Annotated in this window: 11 protein-coding genes; 4 read left to right on the top strand and 7 right to left on the bottom strand. The window is 75.0% G+C overall.

The genetic code is table 11. The annotated features are described in order from the left end of the window. Nucleotides 1-39 precede the first annotated feature (39 nt). The 4 genes from EMA09_RS20405 to EMA09_RS20390 all read left to right on the top strand — a co-directional run bounded on the left by EMA09_RS20405 (nt 40) and on the right by EMA09_RS20390 (nt 6,979). The gene (locus tag EMA09_RS20405; RefSeq protein ID WP_129842435.1) at nt 40-789 is read left to right on the top strand and encodes a spermidine synthase; all 750 of its coding nucleotides are present in this window, start codon (nt 40-42) and stop codon (nt 787-789) included. 170 nt (nt 790-959) lie between these two features. Continuing rightward, entirely contained in the window at nt 960-1,811 is an 852-nt protein-coding gene (locus tag EMA09_RS20400; protein ID WP_129842434.1) for a response regulator transcription factor, read from the top strand. A gap of 5 nt (nt 1,812-1,816) precedes the next feature. Continuing rightward, nucleotides 1,817-2,911 carry an ATP-binding protein gene (locus EMA09_RS20395; protein ID WP_240796483.1) on the top strand — a complete coding sequence of 365 codons (1,095 nt, stop codon included), beginning with the start codon at nt 1,817-1,819 and terminating at the stop codon, nt 2,909-2,911. Nucleotides 2,912-3,241: 330 nt separating this feature from the next. Continuing rightward, entirely contained in the window at nt 3,242-6,979 is a 3,738-nt protein-coding gene (locus tag EMA09_RS20390; RefSeq protein WP_129842433.1) for a multifunctional oxoglutarate decarboxylase/oxoglutarate dehydrogenase thiamine pyrophosphate-binding subunit/dihydrolipoyllysine-residue succinyltransferase subunit, read from the top strand. Between the two features lie 88 nt (nt 6,980-7,067). Here the strand turns inward: EMA09_RS20390 and fxsT are convergent, their stop codons facing one another. The 7 genes from fxsT to EMA09_RS20355 all read right to left on the bottom strand — a co-directional run bounded on the left by fxsT (nt 7,068) and on the right by EMA09_RS20355 (nt 19,942). Then, the gene (gene fxsT / locus EMA09_RS20385; RefSeq protein WP_129842432.1) at nt 7,068-10,037 is read right to left on the bottom strand and encodes an FxSxx-COOH system tetratricopeptide repeat protein; all 2,970 of its coding nucleotides are present in this window, start codon (nt 10,035-10,037) and stop codon (nt 7,068-7,070) included. A 126-nt stretch (nt 10,038-10,163) separates the two neighbouring features. Then, nucleotides 10,164-11,534 (bottom strand): HEXXH motif-containing putative peptide modification protein, encoded by a 1,371-nt coding sequence (locus tag EMA09_RS20380; protein ID WP_129842431.1) that lies wholly within the window; start codon nt 11,532-11,534, stop codon nt 10,164-10,166. Then, the gene (locus EMA09_RS20375) at nt 11,531-12,664 is read right to left on the bottom strand and encodes an FxsB family cyclophane-forming radical SAM/SPASM peptide maturase (protein WP_129844159.1); all 1,134 of its coding nucleotides are present in this window, start codon (nt 12,662-12,664) and stop codon (nt 11,531-11,533) included. The genes EMA09_RS20380 and EMA09_RS20375 overlap by 4 nt, the downstream gene beginning before the upstream one ends. A gap of 214 nt (nt 12,665-12,878) precedes the next feature. Beyond that, nucleotides 12,879-13,148 carry an FxSxx-COOH cyclophane-containing RiPP peptide gene (fxsA, locus tag EMA09_RS20370; RefSeq protein ID WP_129842430.1) on the bottom strand — a complete coding sequence of 90 codons (270 nt, stop codon included), beginning with the start codon at nt 13,146-13,148 and terminating at the stop codon, nt 12,879-12,881. Nucleotides 13,149-13,279: 131 nt separating this feature from the next. Then, nucleotides 13,280-16,576: an SAV_2336 N-terminal domain-related protein gene (locus EMA09_RS28460; RefSeq protein ID WP_168220770.1), complete on the bottom strand. Its 3,297-nt coding sequence runs from the start codon at nt 16,574-16,576 to the stop codon at nt 13,280-13,282. 6 nt (nt 16,577-16,582) lie between these two features. After that, nucleotides 16,583-17,638: a MoxR family ATPase gene (locus EMA09_RS20360; RefSeq protein ID WP_129844158.1), complete on the bottom strand. Its 1,056-nt coding sequence runs from the start codon at nt 17,636-17,638 to the stop codon at nt 16,583-16,585. 117 nt (nt 17,639-17,755) lie between these two features. Continuing rightward, entirely contained in the window at nt 17,756-19,942 is a 2,187-nt protein-coding gene (locus EMA09_RS20355) for a trypsin-like peptidase domain-containing protein (RefSeq protein WP_129842429.1), read from the bottom strand. Between the last annotated feature and the right edge of the window lie 71 nt (nt 19,943-20,013).

The following is a 20,013-nucleotide window of genomic DNA, read 5'->3' as shown; positions in this document are numbered from 1 at the left end:
ACCCGATCCCCGGCGGGGGCCGTGCGGGACAATGACCGCATGGCCCCCGCACCCGTTCCCCCCACCGCGCCGCTCCCGCCCGACGACGACGGCAGGCCCGTCGTCCTCGACCGCAGGACCGGCCCGTACGGCGAGGTCGTCCTGCGCCGCCACGGCGGCCTGCTCCAGATCATCGCCAACGGCTGCTTCCTCATGGACACCTCCGACGGCCGCTCGGAACGCCGGCTCGTCACCGCCGCGCTCGACGCCGTCACCGGCCCGGACCCCGCACGCCCCGCGCCCAGCCTCCTGATCGGCGGCCTCGGCGTCGGCTTCTCCCTGGCCGAGGCCGCGGCCGACCCCCGCTGGGGCCGCGTCGACGTGGTCGAACGCGAGGCCGCCGTCATCGACTGGCACCGCGCCGGCCCCCTGCACGCCCGCACCGCCGACGCCCTGGCCGACCCCCGCACCCGCCTCGTGCACGCCGACCTCCTCGACCACCTCCGCGCCACCGCCCGGGAGGGCACGCCCTACGACGCGCTGTGCCTCGACATCGACAACGGCCCGGACTGGACCGTCACCGAGGACAACGGGGGCCTCTACTCCCCCGCGGGGCTCGCCGCATGCCGCGCCGCCCTCGCGCCCGGCGGCGTCCTGGCCGTCTGGTCGGCCGCCGCCTCACCGGAGTTCGCCGACGCGCTGCGCGACGCCGGATTCGCGGCCGTACACACCCGCGCCGTCCCCGTGGAACGCGGCGCTCCGGACGTGCTCTTTCTCGCCAGCCATCATTTCGCCAGCCGGGACGCGTAGCCGCGGCCTTCACTGCCGCTCTACGCTGCTTCCCACGTGGTCGTCGAGACCTTCACCCGATCGACCACCGATCGACAGCGGCCGGACGCAGCCGGCCGGCACAGGACTGGCACCGGGACGACGCCCCGGGGGCGGGACACATGACTCAGACGGACACCAGGATGTCGCCGATGGACCGGAACCTTCAGGACCCCCCATCCCCGCGGAACGGTCACGGGGAGTCCACGCACGGGCACACAGGCCCCGACCGCACCGCGCACCACACCGCCACAGCGGCCACACCCGGCGCCCAGCGCCGCGTGCTCGTGGTCGAGGACGACCCCACCATCGTCGAGGCGATCGCCGCCAGGCTGCGCGCCGAGGGCTTCCTCGTGCAAACGGCCGCGGACGGCCCGGCGGCCGTCGAGACCGCCGCCGCGTGGCACCCCGATCTCCTCGTCCTCGACGTGATGCTGCCCGGGTTCGACGGCCTGGAGGTGTGCCGGCGCGTGCAGGCGCAGCGCCCGGTCCCCGTCCTCATGCTCACGGCCAGGGACGACGAGACGGACATGCTGGTCGGCCTCGGCGTCGGCGCCGACGACTACATGACGAAGCCCTTCTCCATGCGGGAACTCGTCGCCCGCGCCCACGTCCTGCTGCGCCGCATCGAGCGCGCCGCGGTCGCCGCCACCACCCCGCGGCCGGGCAGCGTCCGCCTCGGCGACCTGGAGATCGACCGCACGCAGCGGCGGGTCAGGGCCGCCGGCAAGGACATCCACCTCACCCCGACCGAGTTCGACCTGCTGATGTGCCTGGCACGCTCGCCCCGCGCCGTGCTCACGCGCGAGCAACTCCTCGCCGAGGTGTGGGACTGGGCCGACGCCTCCGGCACCCGCACCGTGGACAGCCATGTGAAGGCGCTGCGCCGCAAGATCGGCGCCGAGCGCATCCGCACGGTCCACGGCGTCGGGTACGCGCTGGAGACGCCGCCCGGTTACGCCGGCGAGCCCGGCATCGGCGCGGCGGCGGGCGGCGAGGTCTGAGGGACGTGTCCGACCCGGTCCGGCATCCCGTGTGGCGGCGGGGCCGGCTCCTCGTGTGGCGGGTGCTGCGCCCGTTCGACCCGATGCGGTCGGTGAAGGCGGCGCTGGGCTGGCTCGTGATCATCTGCGTGGCGATCACGACGCTGCTGATCCTCATGGCGTACCGGTCCGCGATCGAGCTGCAGGTGATCGCCGTGCTGGCGATCATCGCCTCGCTGCTGGTCACGCAGTTCGTGGCGCACAGCCTGGCCACGCCCGTCCTGGAGATGACGTCGGCCGCGCGTGCCATGGCGCGCGGCGACTACGGGCGCCGTGTCCATGTCGCCCGGCGGGACGAGCTGGGCGACCTCGGGCACGCGTTCAACCGCATGGCGGCCGATCTCCAGGCGGCCGACCGCCAGCGCCGCGAGCTGATCGCCAACGTCTCGCACGAACTGCGCACGCCCATCGCCGGGCTGCACGCGGTCCTGGAGAACGTGGTGGACGGCGTGTCCGAGGCCGATCCCGCGACGATGGCCACGGCCCTGCGGCAGACCGAGCGCCTCGGCCGGCTCGTCGCGCAGCTCCTGGACCTCTCGCGCCTTGAGGACGGCGTGATGCCGCTCCAGGCGCGGGGCTTCCAGGTGCAGCCGTACCTGTCGGCCGTGCTGAACGACGCGACGGTCGCGCTCAAGCGCGGGCACGCGCGCACCGACGTCCGGCTGCGTCTGGACGTGGCCCCCGGCAGCCTGCGGGCGCACGCCGACCCGGAGCGGCTCGACCAGGTCGTCACCAACCTCGTGGACAACGCGGTGAAGCACAGCCCGCGGGGCGGGCAGGTCACCGTGCGGGCGCGGCCGGGCGAACGGACCGGCGGGCTCGTCATCGAGGTGCAGGACGAGGGGCCCGGCATACCCCCGGAGCAGCGCGAGCTGGTCTTCGAACGGTTCGGGCGCGGCACCATCGACGGGGTCACTCCGCGTGATGGCGGGACGGGTCTCGGGCTCGCGATCGCGCGCTGGGCGGTCGATCTCCACGGCGGCACGATCGGCGTGGCCGAATCCCGTCGTGGCTGCCGGATACGGCTCACCCTTCCAGGTAACGCGAAGGCAAACAATTGACGTAGAGTCGGGGGGACCCCGTGCCGTCACGCCGTCGTGCGTCCGGGCGTTCCTCCCTGCCCGCCGGGCGGCCGGAGGGCGCCGTACGGTGAAGCGGGAGGCCACGGCCGTGCGCCGGTGGTCGCGGTCCGTCATGGCCGCCGCCGGGCCGATCCCCGCCAATGTGCGCCGAACCTGGCGTCGTTCCCGTCCGTTCGCATCCCGAAACCAGCCCCTGGATGTGGTGTAGGCCACGTCTGGGCGACCGGGACTGCGCCGGAGGGCCTCCAAGGCGTAGCCTTGATTCCCGCTGTCCATCACCTTGCGAAGCGGAAGAGGGCGGTTGCCGCCGTGTCGCCACAGTCTCCGAACACCTCGAACACCGACACTGACCCGTCCGGGGGGAAGAACCCCGCGGACGGCTTCGGTGCCAACGAGTGGCTAGTCGACGAGATCTATCAGCAGTACCTCCAGGACCCGAATTCCGTGGATCGCGCCTGGTGGGACTTCTTCGCCGACTACAAGCCGGGAGGTGACGGCGGCGCCGCGGCGCAGCAGCGGACCCCGGCCGCCGCCGCCCCAGCCGCGTCGGCGCCGGGGAAGCCCGCCGCTCCGGCCGAGCCCGCGCAGCAGGCCGCGGCGCCCGCCCCGGCGAAGTCCGCGCCTGCAAAGCCGCTCGGCCAGCGGCCGCCGGCGCCCAAGCCCGTGTCCCCCGCGCCGGCCGAGCCCGCGCCGGCCGCGCAGGACGGCCCCGAGTTCGTGACGCTGCGCGGCCCGGCCGCCGCCGTCGCCAAGAACATGAACGCCTCCCGCGACCTGCCGACCGCCACCTCGGTCCGCGCCGTCCCGGTGAAGCTGCTGTTCGACAACCGCATCGTCATCAACAACCACCTGAAGCGCGCCCGTGGCGGCAAGGTGTCGTTCACGCACCTCATCGGCTACGCGATGGTGCAGGCGCTGAAGGCCATGCCGGCCATCAACCACTCGTACACCGAGAAGGACGGCAAGCCGACCCTCGTCAAGCCGGACCACGTGAATCTCGGTCTGGCCATCGACCTGGTCAGCAAGAACGGCGACCGCCAGCTCGTCGTCGCCGGCATCAAGAAGGCGGAGACGCTCTCCTTCTTCGAGTTCTGGCAGGCGTACGAGGACATCGTCCGCCGCGCCCGCGCCGGCAAGCTGACGATGGACGACTTCTCGGGCGTCACCGCCTCCCTCACCAACCCCGGCGGCATCGGCACCGTCCACTCGGTGCCGCGCCTGATGCCCGGTCAGGGCGTCATCCTGGGCGTCGGTGCCATGGAGTACCCGGCGGAGTTCCAGGGCACCTCGCAGGACACCCTGAACCGCCTCGGCGTCTCCAAGGTGATGACCCTCACCAGCACCTACGACCACCGTGTCATCCAGGGTGCGGCGTCGGGCGAGTTCCTGCGCCAGATCAGCCGGCTGCTGCTGGGCGAGGAGGGGTTCTACGACAGCATCTTCGAGGCGCTGCGCATCCCCTACGAGCCGATCCGCTGGCACGTCGACATCGACGTCAACCACGACGACGAGGTCACGAAGGCGGCGCGCGTCTTCGACCTGATCCACTCCTACCGCGTGCGCGGCCACCTCATGGCCGACACCGACCCGCTGGAGTACCGCCAGCGCCGCCACCCCGACCTGGACATCACCGAGCACGGGCTCACGCTGTGGGACCTGGAGCGGGAGTTCGCGGTCGGCGGGTTCGCGGGCAAGTCGATGCTGAAGCTCCGCGACATCCTCGGCGTCCTGCGCGACTCGTACTGCCGCACCACCGGCATCGAGTACATGCACATCCAGGACCCGAAGGAGCGCACCTGGATCCAGGAGCGCGTGGAGCGTCCGCACACGCCCCCGGAGCGCGAGGAGCAGCTCCGCATCCTGCGCCGGCTGAACGCGTCGGAGGCCTTCGAGACCTTCCTGCAGACCAAGTACGTCGGCCAGAAGCGCTTCTCGCTCGAGGGTGGCGAAACGGTCATCCCGCTGCTCGACTCGGTCCTGGACGAGGCGGCGGCCGACAAGCTGGACGAGGTCGTCGTCGGCATGGCCCACCGCGGCCGGCTCAACGTCCTCGCCAACGTCGTCGGCAAGTCGTACGCCCAGATCTTCCGCGAGTTCGAGGGCAACCTCGACCCGAAGTCGATGCACGGCTCCGGCGACGTGAAGTACCACCTCGGCACCGAGGGCACGTTCACCGGCCTGTCCGGCGAGCAGATCACCGTCTCCCTCACGGCGAACCCGTCCCACCTGGAGGCCGTGGACCCGGTCGTCGAGGGCGTCGCACGCGCGAAGCAGGACCTCATCGGGCGCGGCGGCAAGGACTTCACGGTCCTGCCGGTCCTCATCCACGGTGACGCCGCGTTCGCCGGCCAGGGCGTGGTCGCCGAGACGCTGAACATGTCGCAGCTCCGCGGCTACCGCACCGGCGGCACGATCCACGTCGTCATCAACAACCAGGTCGGCTACACCGCGAGCCCGGCCGCCGCGCGGTCCTCCACGTACTGCACGGACGTGGCCCGCATGATCGAGGCGCCGATCTTCCACGTGAACGGCGACGACCCCGAGGCCGTGTGCCGCGTGGCGCGCCTGGCGTTCGAGTACCGGCAGGCGTTCAACAAGGACGTCGTCATCGACCTCGTGTGCTACCGCCGCCGCGGCCACAACGAGACGGACAACCCGTCGTTCACCCAGCCCCTGATGTACGACCTGATCGACAAGAAGCGCTCGGTGCGCAAGCTGTACACCGAGTCGCTGATCGGGCGCGGCGACATCACGCTGGAGGAGGCGGAGCAGGCCCTCCAGGACTTCCAGAACCAGCTGGAGAAGGTCTTCAAGGAGGTCCGCGAGGCCACCGTGACCCCGGCCCCGGCCGAGGTGACGGCGCCGAAGCCCGAGTTCCCCGTCGCGATCGAGACGGCGGTGAACGAGGAGGTCGTCAAGCGGATCGCCGAGTCCCAGGTCAACATCCCCGACCACATCACCGTGCACCCGCGGCTGCTGCCGCAGCTCCAGCGGCGCGCGGCGATGGTCGAGGACGGGACGATCGACTGGGCCATGGGCGAGCTGCTCGCCATCGGCTCGCTGCTGATGGAGGGCACCCCGGTGCGCCTCGCCGGCCAGGACTCGCGGCGCGGCACCTTCGGCCAGCGGCACTCGGTGCTCATCGACCGCAAGACGGGCGAGGACTACACGCCGCTGCTGTACCTGACGGAGGACCAGGCCCGGTTCAACGTCTACGACTCCCTGCTCAGCGAGTACGCGGCGATGGGCTTCGAGTACGGCTACTCGCTGGCCCGCCCGCAGGCCCTCGTCATGTGGGAGGCGCAGTTCGGCGACTTCGCGAACGGCGCGGCGACCGTCATCGACGAGTTCATCTCGTCGGCCGAGCAGAAGTGGGGCCAGACCTCCGGCGTCACCCTGCTCCTGCCGCACGGCTACGAGGGCCAGGGTCCCGACCACTCGTCGGCCCGCATCGAGCGGTTCCTCCAGCTCTGCGCGCAGAAGAACATGACGGTGGCCCTGCCGACCGTCCCGTCGAACTACTTCCACCTGCTGCGCTGGCAGGTGCACAACCCGCACCACAAGCCGCTGGTCGTCTTCACGCCGAAGTGGATGCTGCGGCTGAAGGCCGCCACCTCGAAGGTGGAGGAGTTCACCCAGGGCGGTTTCCGGCCGGTCATCGGGGACACCACGGTGGACCCGGCGGGCGTGCGGCGCGTGGTGCTGTGCTCCGGCAAGGTGTACTACGAGCTGGCGGCCGAGCGCGAGAAGCTCGGGCGCAAGGACGTCGCGCTGGTGCGTCTGGAGCGGCTGTACCCGCTGCCGGCCGACGAGGTGCGCGCCGAGCTCGCCCGGTACGCGAACGCCGAGTCGGTCGTGTGGGCGCAGGAGGAGCCGGCGAACCAGGGCGCGTGGCCGTTCATCGCGCTGAACCTGGTCGAGCAGGTCGACGCGGCGTCGAAGCTGCGCCGCATCTCCCGGCCCGCGTCGTCGTCCCCGGCGGTGGGGTCGGCGAAGCGGCACCAGGCCGAGCAGCAGGCGCTGGCCGACGAGGTCTTCGACATCTGAGGCCGCGGCGCACAGCCTGTGGAGGGCCGGTCCCCGTTCGCGGGGGCCGGCCCTCCGGCGTGTGCGGACGGGCGCCGGGCGCTCCGCGTCAGGTGAGCAGGGGCTCGAAGTCCCAGTAGGGGCGGACGCGTGAGCGGGCGCTCACCGTGTGGACGTGCTGGGAGCCGAGGGTGGTGAGCAGGCCGTTGAGCGCGTCCTCCTCGACGGCGTCGGCCTCGTCCCGCAGGCGCAGGCTGCGCAGGTCGGTCGCGAACGCGACCTGCGCCGACAGGTACAGCGGGTGCGTGCGGCCGACGACGGCGGCGGCGCGGCCCGCGGTGTCGCGGCTCAGCTCGGCTGCGCCCTCGACGTCGCCCTCCAGGCTGCGGCCGGCGCTGGCGTTGATCGCGACCCCGAGCGTCCAGGGGTGGTCGGGGCCGAGGACGGACGTCATGTCGGCCAGGCACTCCTCGGTGATGAGGTGGGACTGCTGCCGCTCCCCCGCGGCGCGCAGGACCAGGGCGTGGTTGACCGTGGTGCCGATGGTGAAGGGGTGCTCGGCGCCGAGCGTGCTGAGGTAGTGCTCCATCGCGCGCTCGCCGATGGCGCGGGCCTGGTCGAGGTTGCCGTGGGCGCGCTGCACGAACGAGTAGGCCGTGGCGATGATCTGGGTCTGCGGCGACAGCTCGCCGGTGACGCGCTCGGCGCGCTCCAGGAGGTCGGCCAGCCGGGCGTGGGCCTCACCCCGGTCGCCGGACCGCAGGAGGCACAGCGCGAGGTTCAGCTCGGCCATCTGCGTCTGCGGGTGGTCCCTGCCGAGGATCTCCCGGTGGACGTGGACGCTCTGCTCCTGGATCGACTGCGCCTCGGCGTAGCGGCCGAGCAGGCGCAGGTCCCAGGCGTACATGAGCTCCGAGCTGAGCGACCACGCGTGCCGGGCGCCGAGGGTCTCGCGGCGGAGCTGGAGGCTCTCCCGGTCGGTGCGCGCGGCCTCGGCCCAGCGGCCGAGGAGGCGCAGGGAGTCGGCCACGTTGCTCTGGGCGTTGAGCGTGCGGGGGTCGGTGTCCCCGAGGAGGCCGCGGTAGGTGTCCTCGACGTGGCGGCTGACACGGAGCGACTCCGCGTACCTGGCGAGGCCGCGCAGGTCGGCGCTCAGGCCCTCCTGCGCGCGCAGGACGGTCAGGTCCTCCGGGCCGCGCTCGGCCGTCAGGTGGTCGATGACGGCGCGGTCGATGCGCTCGGTGCGCGCGTAGGCACCGGTGGCGCGCAGCAGGGTGGCGTACTGGGAGCTCAGCTCCCACAGCAGCGGGTGGTCGGAGCCGAGGACGTCGCGCCAGGCGGCCTCCGTGCGCTGGGCGAGCTGGATGCCGGAGGTGTACTCGCCGGCGTTGTAGAGGTAGTGGAGGCAGTTGAGGATGAGCCGGTGCATGTCGCCGTGGCGGCTGCGCAGCGCGCCGGACGCCTCCAGGTGCGGCACGATCTTCGCGAAGCGGGACCAGCGGCGGGTGTCGCTGAAGCGCTGCGGGTCGGCGGCGGCCAGGGCGCGGCGCACGGCGCGCGAGAACTGCTCCTGGTCGGCCTTGGACATGCCCGTCTGCACGGTCTGGGCGACCATGCGGTGCAGGTGGATCGTGCCGTCCTCGGGGTCCGTGCGGTGCTCCGGCATCTCCCAGCGGATGACCGAGTACTGGACGAGCTTGCTGATGGCGGCGTTCCAGCGGAGGGGGTCCTCCCGCAGTTCGGCGAGGCGCTCGGGCAGGTCGGCGGCCGGGACGGAGCGGACGAGCTGGACGGGGATGGCGCCCGGCGCGAAGTAGGAGCACAGGCGCAGCAGGTCCACGGCCTCGGGGACGGTCTCGCGCAGGCGGTTCAGCAGTATCGAGAACGCCATGTAGTACGTCATCGGGAAGTCCGGCGCGACACGGAGGCTGGCCTCGACGTCCGTGCCGGAGCGGAGGAGTTCGACGTAGTCCCGGACGGACATGGCGGCGTCGTTGAGCCAGCCGGCGGTCTGGTCGAGGGCGAGCGGCAGGTCGCCGAGGGCCTCGGCGAGCAGGTCGGCCTCGGCCGGGTCGATGCGGGGCGCGCGCCGCCGTACGAAGGCGACGGACTCGTCGCGCTCGTACGTCCCCACGGTGTGGAGATGGGTGTTGTAGTCCTCCCACTGGCGGTTCTGCGAGGTGATGAGGACGTGGCCCGGGCCGCTCGGCACGTCGTCCGCGATGGGCGCCGGGTCGTCGGCGCCGTCCAGGACGAGCAGCCAGCGGGAGTACGGGCGGCCGCGGCGCAGGGCCTCGCGGACGGCGCGGAGCCGCTCGCCGTACTCGTGGCCCGTGACGAGGCCGAGGTCGGGCGCGAGGGCGGCGAGCCGCTGCCGGAGGATGCCGCGCTGGTCGGCCGGGACCCACCAGACGACGTCGTACTCCGTCTGGAAGCGGTGCACGTACTCGGCGGCGATCTGCGTCTTGCCGACGCCCGACATGCCCCACAGGGTCACGACGCCGGCGCCCGACTGCGCCCGCTGGAGCGTCGAGTACACCGCCTGCATGGTGGACTCACGGCCGGTGAAGCGGACGTTGCGCCGGGGGACGCCGCCCCAGACGTGCGGCTGTTCCTGGGGGAAGCGCGGGCCCTGGCGGCCGCCGAGCGTGGGGGTCTTCTCCGCGGGGGGCGGACCGAGGAGCTTCACGAGGCGCCGCTCGGCCTCCCGCGCTCCGGTGCCCCACAGCTCCACGACACCCCCGAAGGCCGTGGTGGCGCGGGGCATCTCCTGCGCGGAGACGGAGACGGCGGCGAACCGGTGCGCGTTCGGCGCGACGACGGAGCGCAGCGCGGCGTTCCACTCGTCGTCGGTGCGCGGGCCGAGCTTGAAGTACCAGTCGGACAGGATGACGAGAACGCGGCCCTCCAGGAACAGCAGGTCGCGCAGCGCCTCGGTGAGCGGCACACCGACCGGCGGGTCCCAGCGCTGGACGGCCACCTCGAAGCCGTGCCGCTCCAGGCGGTCGCGGATCCAGGCGGCCCAGGCCCGGTTGAAGCCGGCGAAGCTGATGGTCACCCGGTGGTCCTGGCTGCTCACTGCGGTGTCCTTAGCGGTCGTACGGTTCTGTCGCTCGAAACCCGGCACGGTGACTCCCCCCCGAGAGGCCGACGCGACGCGACGGCCCGTCAGTTCCCTCGTCCAGGAACATACACCGCGGGTACGTCACGTAACCGTTCGTCGGGGATGACGGCGCAGCCAGAGGGTGTGCGCCGTCTCGACGTACGCCGCCGCGCGGACGAGGTGCCCCTCGGGGGGTGCCGGGTCGCGGAGCTGTTCGTGCCGGCCGGCGAGGGCGCCGACGAAGACGCGGCCCGCGTCGGTGAGGCGGCGGCTGCCGCGCAGGGTCGGCAGGACGGCCCCCACCTGGGCGTGGCAGCGGGCGTGGGCGGCCCAGGCGTGGTCGCGTTCGCCGGGGTCGTCCAGGGCGAGGGCCAGGTGCTGCCAGAAGCCGGCGAGGGCGAGGTGGGCGTAGACGCCGTGGAGCAGTCCGTCGAACGGGCGGGGGTCGGGGCGCCAGGGCGCCCAGTGCGCGCAGGTGTCGTCGGCGGTGTGGAGGGGCGTGAGGGCCGAGAGCGCGGCGAGTTTGGCGTGCTGCAGTTCGTGGGCGAGGCCGGCGGCGAGGTGGGCGGCGCTCGGCGGGGTGCTCGCCATGACGGCGCCGAAGGCGCTGGGGCTGGTGCCGCTGGCGTGGTTGGCGCCGACGTTGGTGCCGACGCCGGTGGGCGGTCCCGCGAGGGGCACGATGCAGTCGAGGAGGGCGAGTTCGGCGGAGCGGGCGGCGCCGCCGAGGCCGAGGAGGGGCAGGGCGCCGTGCCACAGGCCGGTCCAGTGGGCGCGTTCCCCGGGGTCGAGGGGGCCGGTCCGGTCGGCGAGCCGGCCCTGGTCGAGGTCGTCGAGGAGCACGGTCCGCGGGCCGCCGTCGAGGACGTGGAGGGGCAGCCAGCCGGGGTCGTCGGAGTGCCAGGTGCCCGCCGGGTCGCGGTGGACCGCGGCCGGGGCACGGCCGGGCGCGGTGAGGATCAGGTGCCCGGGGTCGCCGCCGAGTTCGGCGACGGTGCCGTCGGGCGCCGGGCACCGCAGCGCGCCGAGGGTCGGCAGGGTGACGCGGCCGTCGTGGACGGGGACGCGGGCGGTGAACCGCAGCCCCGAGCGTGCGGCGGCCGCCGCGGCGAGGGAGCCGAGGTGCGCGAGGTCGCGGGCGGCGTCGGCGCCGTCGCCCGGGGCGCCGGCCGCGCCGGGCTGGAGCCATTTGACGCAGCGTTCGGCCAGCGGTCCGGTGAGCGAGTAGAAGAGGACCCGGCGGGCGGCGTCCGGGGCGGCGCGCTCGGCGTTCTCCAGGAGACGGGCGTGGTCGCGTGCCAGGGCGGCGGCCGGTCCCGTGGTGGCTCCGGCGGACTCCAGGGCGTCGAGGAGGACGCGCAGCAGGAGCATCCGCCGCGTGTGCTGGCCGGCGGCGAGCCGGGCGAGGGTGTCGTGCGCGCCCTCGGTCGCGCCGAGTGCGCGGACGTCGTCCTCGGTGAGGGTGACGGTCATGCGGCGACCGCCCGGTGGAGGGCCGCGGAGATGTGGCCGATGAGGCGCTGGAGGTCGGCGCAGTACACGGAGGGGTGCCGGAACGGGTCGGGGGTGCCCTCGCGGTAGCGGTGGGCGTAGTGGCCGCCGCCGCACACGTCGACGAGGGCGCAGTCCAGGCAGGCAGGGGCGAGGGCGGCGCGGCCCGCCTGCCGCGCCATGACCCCGGGGTGGGCGAGGGCGGCGTCGAAGGGCGCGGAGAAGATGTCGAGGCCGGTGGCGGCCGCGCCGTCGTGGGCGGTCTTCAGGGAGTCGACCTGCTCGATGGCGCCGTCGGTCTCGACGACCACGGCGGTGAACGGCTGGAGGCCCAGGCTCTCCGTGGCGGCGGGCAGGCCGAGGATGAGGGCGATGCACTCCTGGAAGAGACGGACGCGCGTCCTGCGGCGGTCGGCGTGCCACCACAGGTCGAAGACGGTGCACAGCCAGTCCCCGTACGGGGCGGGCGCGTCCGCGGGCGCGGGGAGGCCGTCGGGCGGATGCGTCCAGTTCCCGTGCGGGAGGAGGAAGTCGAGCGCGGGCGGGGCGAGGTCCAGCAGCGAGGTGTAGACCTCGGCGGGGTCGTCGGCCAGGTCGATGACGCAGAGGGCCCCGGACCAGGAGGCGCGGTGGCGGTCCTCGGCCAGGAGGCGCGCGGCGCGTTCGACGGCGGGCCAGGAGGGGCGTCCCGCGTGGTCGACGCGCCGGCGGTTGTGGCGGGCGAGGCCGCCGTCGAGGCTGAGGCCGACCGTGATGCCGTGGGCGGCGAGGACGGTGAGTTTCTCCTCGGTGAGCAGGACCCCGTTGGTCTGGACGGTGGCGTGCACGGCGCACCCGTCGGGGACGCGGCGGCGCACGTCGGCGACGAAGGCGCCGAGGTCGGCGGGGTCGGTGAGGAGGGGCTCGCCGCCGTGCAGGACGAGGGAGAGCGCGGGCAGGCGGTGGGCTGCTGCGTGCTCGGCGATGCGTTCGGCGGTGCGGCGCAGCATCCCGGGCGAGGCGGTGACGGGGCGGCCGCGCCAGCCGGCGTCGGCGGCGAAGTACATGTAGCAGTAGCGGCAGGCCAGGTTGCAGCGGCTGTTGACCTTGACGATGAACTGCTGGAAGGGCATCGTGCCCGGGCGGCCGCCGGGCCCGTGCCGGGCGGTCTCCGGCGTCCCGTGCACCTGCGTCGTCCCCCTGTCCCCGGTCGTGGAGCGGCGCTGAGCTGGGCGCGGCTCCCGGGGAAGTGTTCCGTCCATGGCGGGGAATGAAACGATGGCTTCGGCCCCTGTCCGTATCGGCGCGCGAAAGGTCCGAAAGCCTTCGGATCGGCGCGGGTGCCGGTCAGACGTCGGGCATCGCCTGGTCGAACTGGCTGAACTGCGTGAATCCCCACAGCCCTTCGCGCTGCCGCACCACGCGGTCCCGCAGGTCGTCGAGGACTTCGCTGAGCACCGGGTGGTCGAGCCGCCGCAGCTCGGCGAGGCTGAGGCCCAGCACGTCCGGGAGGCCGGACCGGTCGGAGAGGCCGGGGGCACCGGGCAGGTCGGGCGGATGCGCACCGGCGCCCGTGGCGGCGGTGCCGGGCGCCGTGTGCCGGTAGCTCGTCGTCATGTCTCCTCCATGGCAGTGGCGGAGCGGAGAATGCCCGCGGCGTGCGGCGGGGAAACGCGGCACGTCCACGGCGGCGAAGCAGGGGGCGCACGGCCGGGTGACCGTGCCGCGCCCCCGTACGGCCGCGCGGCTCAGCGCTCCCCCCGCAGCCCCGCCAGCCGCGTGCGGGTCGGCTCGCCCGCCGCGGCGCCGTCCGGCAGGAGGTGCCACAGCTCCAGGGCCGACCGGTACGCGTCGGCGGCGGCGAGCGGACGGCGCGCCACCTCGAACACGACACCGCGCTGGTGCAGTGCCCGCGCGGCCAGGCGTATCGCCTCGTCCGGCGAGCCGCCGTCGGACGCCGGCTCCTCCCGCGCCGTGCGGGCCTCGGACGCGGCCCTGCGGTAGGCGTCGGCGGCCTGTTCGAGACGCTCGGGGCGCCGTGTGTGACGGTAGGCGCGGCGGTGGGTCTCCCCCAGCTCGAACCAGGCGCAGGCCCGCCCGACCGAGGTGCCGGCCTGGTGCACCGACCGGTTGAACAGGTGCTCGGCCTCCCGCAGGTCCACCAGGTCCTCGGTGGCGCGGTAGCGGACCATGAGGGCGCGGCCCAGCGTCAGCAGCCGGTACGACAGCCGCGCGTGCCCGCCCGGCGTCTCCATGCGGCAGTCGCGCAGCACCCGGACCGCGCGCGAGACGAACGGATCGCCGTCCGGCAGCGCGGCGCGGCGCAGCAGCGTGACGCCCCACTCCTCGATGAGGTCGCTGTACTCGGGGCGGTCGCGCGAGACCGTGCCGCCGGCCGCCCCGAAGCGGGCGGCGGCCTCCTCCAGATGGGCCGGCAGCCCGTCCGCCTCGAACCGGCGCACCGCGAGCCGGCCCGCCCTGATCAGGCAGCCGGCGCGCTGCACCGGATCGGTGGCGAGCCGCGCGGCCTGCGCGATCGGCTCCTGCGCGGCCGGCCAGTCGGCGGCGGTCAGCAGCAGGGCGTCGACCAGGTCGAGGAGCGCGGCGACGCGCTCCCCGGCCGGGGCGTGCTCCGACTCCAGCGCCCAGCCGCCGCGCCGCAGCGACCCGGCGGCCTGCCCGGCGTACACGCGGGCGAGCTCCGTGTCGTGCGCGGCGCCCGCGAGCCGCAGCAGCGCGCGGCCGTGGGCGAGGGGCAGGCCGCTGGGCTGCGGCTCCCCCGGCGGCCACGCGTCGGCGACGGCCTCGACCGTGCCGACACTCTCCTGGAGGAGCGCCGTGTCGCCGCCGAGGCGCCACTGCTCCTCCAGGACCTGGACGCGCTCCAGCGTGACGCCGAGGGCCGCGGCGCGGTCGAGCCCCGGTGTGGCGCAGACGGCCGCGAACTCCCGGTCGGCACGCTGCCACAGCTCCAGGGCACCGGCCGAGTCGCCCTCGGCCCTGCGCTCGGCCGCGGCCGCGTGCAGCACCCGCGCGAGCGCCGTGCGGGCACGGACCGAGCCGGGGAACGCGGCGGCGGTGGTCGCCGCCGCCCTGGCCTCGGCCAGCAGCTCCCCGTCACGCTGCACCCGCCACAGGCTCAGGAGCTGCTCGGCCAGCTCGCTCCACAGCTCCGGGTCGGTCCCGCCGCCCCGCGCCCGCTGCGCCTCGGCCGCCTGCCGCAACAGCCGTACGGCGTCGAGCTGGTGCTGCACCTTCCCGTCCTCGGCGAACCGCCCGGCCAGCCGCCGCGCCTCGCGCACGGCGGCCTGCGGCCCGGTCACGGGGGACGCGCCGGGCGGCGGTGCGGCGCTCTGCGTCTCCGGCAGGAAACGGCGCAGGACCCGGGCGGCGACCTCGGCGAACGGCTGCGTCAGCCGGTGCCCCGCCGGCCCCTCCACGACGGCCCCCGGTGCCGGCGGCGGCACGACGGCCACCCGCTCGCCGCCGCTGAGCTGGGCGAGGGCGAGGGCGGGGAAGTTCGGCCCGCCGCGGCCGAAACGCTGCTCGACGTACGCGGAGCAGTGCTTGAGGACGAGGAGCGCCTCGTCGTGGCCGAGGTCGGCGAGCAGATGGTCCTGCACACCGTCGGCGAAGACGTACCACCGGTCGTCGCGGTCGTCCCCGGGGCGGCGCACGAGGCCGCTGAGCAGCACCTCGGACAGCTCGGCCGGCCCCGAGTCGGGCAGCATGGTGCGCTGGACGAGCTGCATCACCGGCAGGAACAGCGGCGCCGCCGCCAGGTAGACGGCGAGCTGCGCCGCACCCGGCGACGCGCCGGCGCGGAACCGCGCCACCATCGCGGCGGCCGTCGGCGGCGGCCCGCCTGACCTGCGGACGGGCGCGGGCGGCTGGTCGGCGCGGACCCAGCCGACGGCCGCGCGGGTGGCGTCGGGGCCCGGCCCGCACAGGAGCGCGGCCCACGCGCCGAGCGCGGCCGGCGCGGGCGGCAGCACGGGGATCGGCACCGCGCCGGGCGGCGCCGGCGACGGGTAGCCGGTGGCGTCGGCCGTGAACCGCAGCCGCGCCGCGGCCGGCCACCCCTCCTCGCGCCGCAGCATCCCGGCGGACGCCGGCAGCCGCGTCCTCGCCCACAGGCGCTGCGGCAACGGCTGGACGACGGCGACCGGCGCGTACCGTGCCAGGCCGTGCAACAGCCGGTGCGCGCCGCCGCTGCTCCACAGCGGCCCGGTGCAGTCGCTCACGACCACGGTGAGGCGCCGCCCGGTGGGGTCCTGGAGCTGGCGCGCGGGCCGCAGCACGGCGCCCGCCGGGTCGAAGCGGCTGCTCGTCGCGGGCGCGCCGTCGGGCGACTGGTGCAGGTAGTGCACCTGGAGGTCGCGGAACGCGCCGAGCCGGGTGAAGACCTCGGCCAGCTCGCCGAGCATGCGCTGCCAGATCCGCATGGCGGGCGCCGCGTCCATGAGGAGCTGCAGTTCGGTGTGGCCCCGTGTGTCGTCTCGGAAGGCCGGCATCAGGAGCCCGCCGGCGCGGGCAGTGCGTTCCACGGTCTTGCGTTCGTCCAGGTCGGGGGATGCGGAGCGGCGCGGCGGCCGGCCGGGCGGCCGGTACCGCTGGAGGGGTCGGAGGGCGCGTTCGAGCCCGAGGGGTCCCGGCAGGGTCCTGGCGGCCGGGACGCCCACCGCGACGGCGGCGGCCCGCGCGGCGGACTCCGCCGCCCCGGTGCCGGGCCGCGCGGCGTGCAGGGGCACCGGGCGTTCGGCGGGCTCCGGGGGGCCGGCCGAACGCCGCGAGTCGAGCGTGGGCCGGTGGCCGTTCTCCGCGGCCGTGCGCGGGCCTGGCAGCGGCGGCGCGCCCCGCCCGGCGGGGTCGCCGGCTGCAGGCCCCTCCCCGTCCCGCGCACCGGACGGGAGCGGACCGCAGTACTGCGCGAGCCAGAGCGCGTCGGCGACCTCGAACCACTCCGGGTCGAGGCGCGCGCCGCGCAGGGCGCCGATCAGGGCCGCGAACGGGGTCGCGCCGGGGGGGCCGTCCGGTTCCGACATGGCGGCCTACCTCGGCCGGTCCAGGCGCTGGATGAGCATGTCGGCCAGCCGGTCCCGGGTGGGCAGCTCGGCGTGGTGCGTGAGGTATATCGCGTTCAGGAGCTGATCGGCCGCGAGCTGCTCGGTCCGCGACCGCTCCAGGAAACGTGTGATCAGGTCCTCGCCGACCCGCGCCAGTTCGTCGCCGAGCTGGGCGCGGACGATCGTGGCCAGCCGCTCGTGGTCCGGCCGGCTGATCTCCAGGTGGATGCAGCGCCGCAGCAGCGCCGCGGGGAAGTCGCGCTCCCCGTTGCTCGTGAGGACGACGAACGGGAACGCGTGGCACTGGACGCGGCCGTCCCTGACGGTCACCTTCGTGCCGTCGTCGGTCAGGACGTCGACCTCCGGCTCGCGCTCCGCGATCCGCTCCAGCTCCGGGACGCCGAACGCGCCCTCCTCCAGGACGTTCAGCAGGTCGTTGGGCAGGTCGATGTCGCTCTTGTCCAGCTCGTCGATCAGGAGCACGCGCGGCTTCGCGGTCGGCAGCAGCGCCGTGCCGAGCGGCCCGAGCCGCACATAGCTGCCGATGCCGCCGGGCACCGCCGGCTGCGGGGCGCCCGCCGCCCGGCTGCTCGCCGCGATCTGCGTGTCCTGCAGGCGGGCGATGGCGTCGTAGCGGTAGAGGCCGTCCTCCAGCGTGGTGCGGCTGACGATCGGCCAGTGCAGGACCCGGCCGAGGCCCAGCTCGTACGCGACGGAGTGGGCGAGGGTGCTCTTGCCGGTGCCGGGGCTGCCGGTGACGAGGAGGGGGCGGCGCAGGTACAGCGCCGCGTTGATGATCTCCAGCTCTTCTGCGCTCGGCCGGTGCAGCTCCGCGAGGTGCCGGTGGGCGCCGAGGCGGCGCGTGGACGCGCTGTCGATGTCGGGGCCCGGCGCGACCAGCGGACGGCCGTCGAAGTCCCGCCACGGCGGGGGCTTGGGAAGCGAGAGGATGCCGTCGTGCGGCTCCCCCGCGCCCCGGTAGATGAGCCATTCACGGCCGGCCGGACGCTGCGCGTCGCCGCTCTCCGGCGGGCCGGGCATCGGGTCAGTAACTGCCACAGCGTGCTCCTCGTCCTCGTTGCCTCGGTCCCGGCCGTACGGCCCCGCCCGCCGGGGCGGGTGCCCCGGCCCACGTCTCGTTTGCTGCGGTGGCACCGCTCATGGCGCCTCCAGCGGAATACCCGCCCCCGGCAGGGGCTGGGCGGGATCGTTGTACAGCAGGGCGAGGCCGCGCGACCACGTGGTCGCGCCGTCCCCCGCCGCGACGCCGGCGCGCAGCCGCCGCAGCTCGCCGGGCAGCGCGGCCGCGTGGCCGGCGCCGGTCACGGCACGGGTGACCCCGCCGTGGAACCCGGTGCAGTCGGGGTCGCGGTCGGCCAGGTCGCGGCGCCACAGGACGACGTTGTAGCCGCCCGCCATGACCCGGTGCAGCGCGCCGGGCTCGCCCCCCGTGGCATGGGTGCGGCACAGGACCGGCAGGGTGTCGAAGCCGAGTTCGCTGAGCGCCGCGGGCGGGGGCAGCGGGTGCGGGACGCCGTCCGCGCAGTCGAGGACGCCGGGCGCGAGCGGCCCGTCGTGGAGCCGCTGCCAGCGGAATCGGCGCAGCTCCGCCGACTCGGCCGTGTCCTCCGCCTCGGGCACGAGGTCGGTGCTGCGCACGACGACCGGGCGCTGCTCGCCGAGGGTCGGCCCGCCGGGCGCCAGCCGCCAGGCGTCCACGGGGAAGCCGAGCAGCGAGTACGGGAGGGCCACCTGGAGCCGGACCGGGCGGTCCGGCTCGTCCCCCCGGCGGAAGGCCTCGGCGAGCGCGTCCCGCAGCCGCGCCGACGGCTCGCCCGGACCCGCGGCGCCGCACTCCTCGTCGACGGGGATCAGCTCGCCGTCGGCCCGGCCCGCGCAGACCCGCCAGTCGTACCGGCCGAACTCCCAGGGGCTCGGGGTGATCTCCAGCAGGGCGTACGGCTCGGGACGGGGCGCGCGGGGCCGCGGCGGTCCGTCGGCGCGCCCGGGCACGCCGGCCGGGTGCCCGTTCTCGGCGCCGGTGAGGCGGTCGGGCGGGCCGCCGAGGTCGGCGGTGACGCCGATCAGCTCGGCGGTCCGCGGCGTCGGCAGGGCGCCCGGCCCGGCGGCGGGCACGCGGGCGCGCACGCGGGCCTTCTCCTCGGTCTCCAGGCTCTTGCGGAACCAGCGCGGCAGTTGGGGCGCGCCGGACGCCATCCCGTGCGCCCAGTCGAGGACGGCCTGCTCCGCGCCGTGCGCCGCCGGGTAGGGCCGTTCGGCGGTGGCGGCGTGCACGGCGTAGCGCAGGACGATCTGCAGCTCGGTGAGCCCCTGGCCCGGGTCGTACAGCATGCCGAGCCCGTCGCGCCAGCCGCGCGGGGCGGGGAGGGGCTTCTTGTACCGGAGGTCGTGGAGCGCCTCGCCGTACGGCTCGCGGTGCAGCATCTCGGTGACGGTGCGGTCGAGGGCGGCCGTGGAGACGGGGGGCGGCAGTTCGGCGAGGAGGCCGAGGAGTTCGGCACGGCTGCCGGGGCTCAGGGCGCGCTCGGCGGTGGCGGGCAGCCGGCTCTGGGCGTCCGTCCAGGTGTACCCGGGGGTGCTGGCGTCGCGGTGGCGCGCGGCGTGGTGCCGGTCGTGGGCGTGCAGGACGCGGACGTAGAGGTCGTCGCGCTCGGCGGTGACGGGCAGGGCGGGCGACGGCAGGCCGCGCAGGCGGATGACGGAGGTGGCGAGGCCGCCGTCCTTGCGGGGGCGCCGGGCCTTCAGCACCCCGATGACCTCGCCGCGCTCCAGGTCCACGACGGGGCCGCCGGACAGGCCGTGGTGGAACTCGTCCTCGGCGCCCAGCTTCATCAGCCCGCCGCCGCCCATCTCGCCGCGGATGGTGCAGCGGCCGCTGACCGGCTCCACGCGGCCGGCGGCGGTGGCGCCGGCGCAGCCGAAGAACGCGACCTCCTTGCTGGTGAAGACGCGGGCGGTGCGCTCGGTGAGCCACACGCACTCGTGCGCGGCACGGTCGAGCAGCCGCACGAGAGCGAGGTCGGGGGCGTCCCAGGAGCCGTCCGGCGCGCACTCCCAGGGCTGCGCCCACTCGATCCGGCCGCGGACCGGGGTGTCGAGGTCGCCGAAGGTGAGACCCACCTCGCGTCCTCCTCCCTCGCCGCCGCCCGCGCCGAGTGCCACATGCGCGCAGGTCAGCACCCATCCGGGGGCCACGAAGAAGCCACTGCCCCACGGGGGCGCTTCCCGCGTGCCCACGGCATACCCGCCCGGCGGTGCCTGGATGCGTACGGTGGCCGCCTCGGCGAGCGGCGCGAGGAACTCGAAGGGGTCCGTCGTCGTCATGCGCGCGCCCCCTGTGCCACCGCTCGGGCGGGCCGTGCGCCCCGTGCCACGGCCCCGCGGCGGGCGGGCGC

Origin of the sequence: Streptomyces sp. RFCAC02, from assembly GCF_004193175.1 — a bacterium.
Taxonomy (GTDB): Bacteria; Actinomycetota; Actinomycetes; order Streptomycetales; family Streptomycetaceae; genus Streptomyces.
This window is presented reverse-complemented; position numbering and strand designations above follow the sequence as displayed.

Bases quoted from the DNA above. Each gene is read 5' to 3' on its own strand.
- EMA09_RS20380 (WP_129842431.1), bottom strand. From the start codon at position 11,534: ATGACCGTCACCCTCACCGAGGACGACGTCCGCGCACTCGGCGCGACC.
- EMA09_RS20375 (WP_129844159.1), bottom strand. From the start codon at position 12,664: ATGCCCTTCCAGCAGTTCATCGTCAAGGTCAACAGCCGCTGCAACCTG.
- EMA09_RS20355 (WP_129842429.1), bottom strand. From the start codon at position 19,942: ATGACGACGACGGACCCCTTCGAGTTCCTCGCGCCGCTCGCCGAGGCG.
- fxsA (WP_129842430.1), bottom strand. From the start codon at position 13,148: ATGACGACGAGCTACCGGCACACGGCGCCCGGCACCGCCGCCACGGGC.
- EMA09_RS20405 (WP_129842435.1), top strand. From the start codon at position 40: ATGGCCCCCGCACCCGTTCCCCCCACCGCGCCGCTCCCGCCCGACGAC.
- EMA09_RS28460 (WP_168220770.1), bottom strand. From the start codon at position 16,576: ATGTCGGAACCGGACGGCCCCCCCGGCGCGACCCCGTTCGCGGCCCTG.
- EMA09_RS20400 (WP_129842434.1), top strand. From the start codon at position 960: ATGGACCGGAACCTTCAGGACCCCCCATCCCCGCGGAACGGTCACGGG.
- EMA09_RS20360 (WP_129844158.1), bottom strand. From the start codon at position 17,638: ATGCCCGGCCCGCCGGAGAGCGGCGACGCGCAGCGTCCGGCCGGCCGT.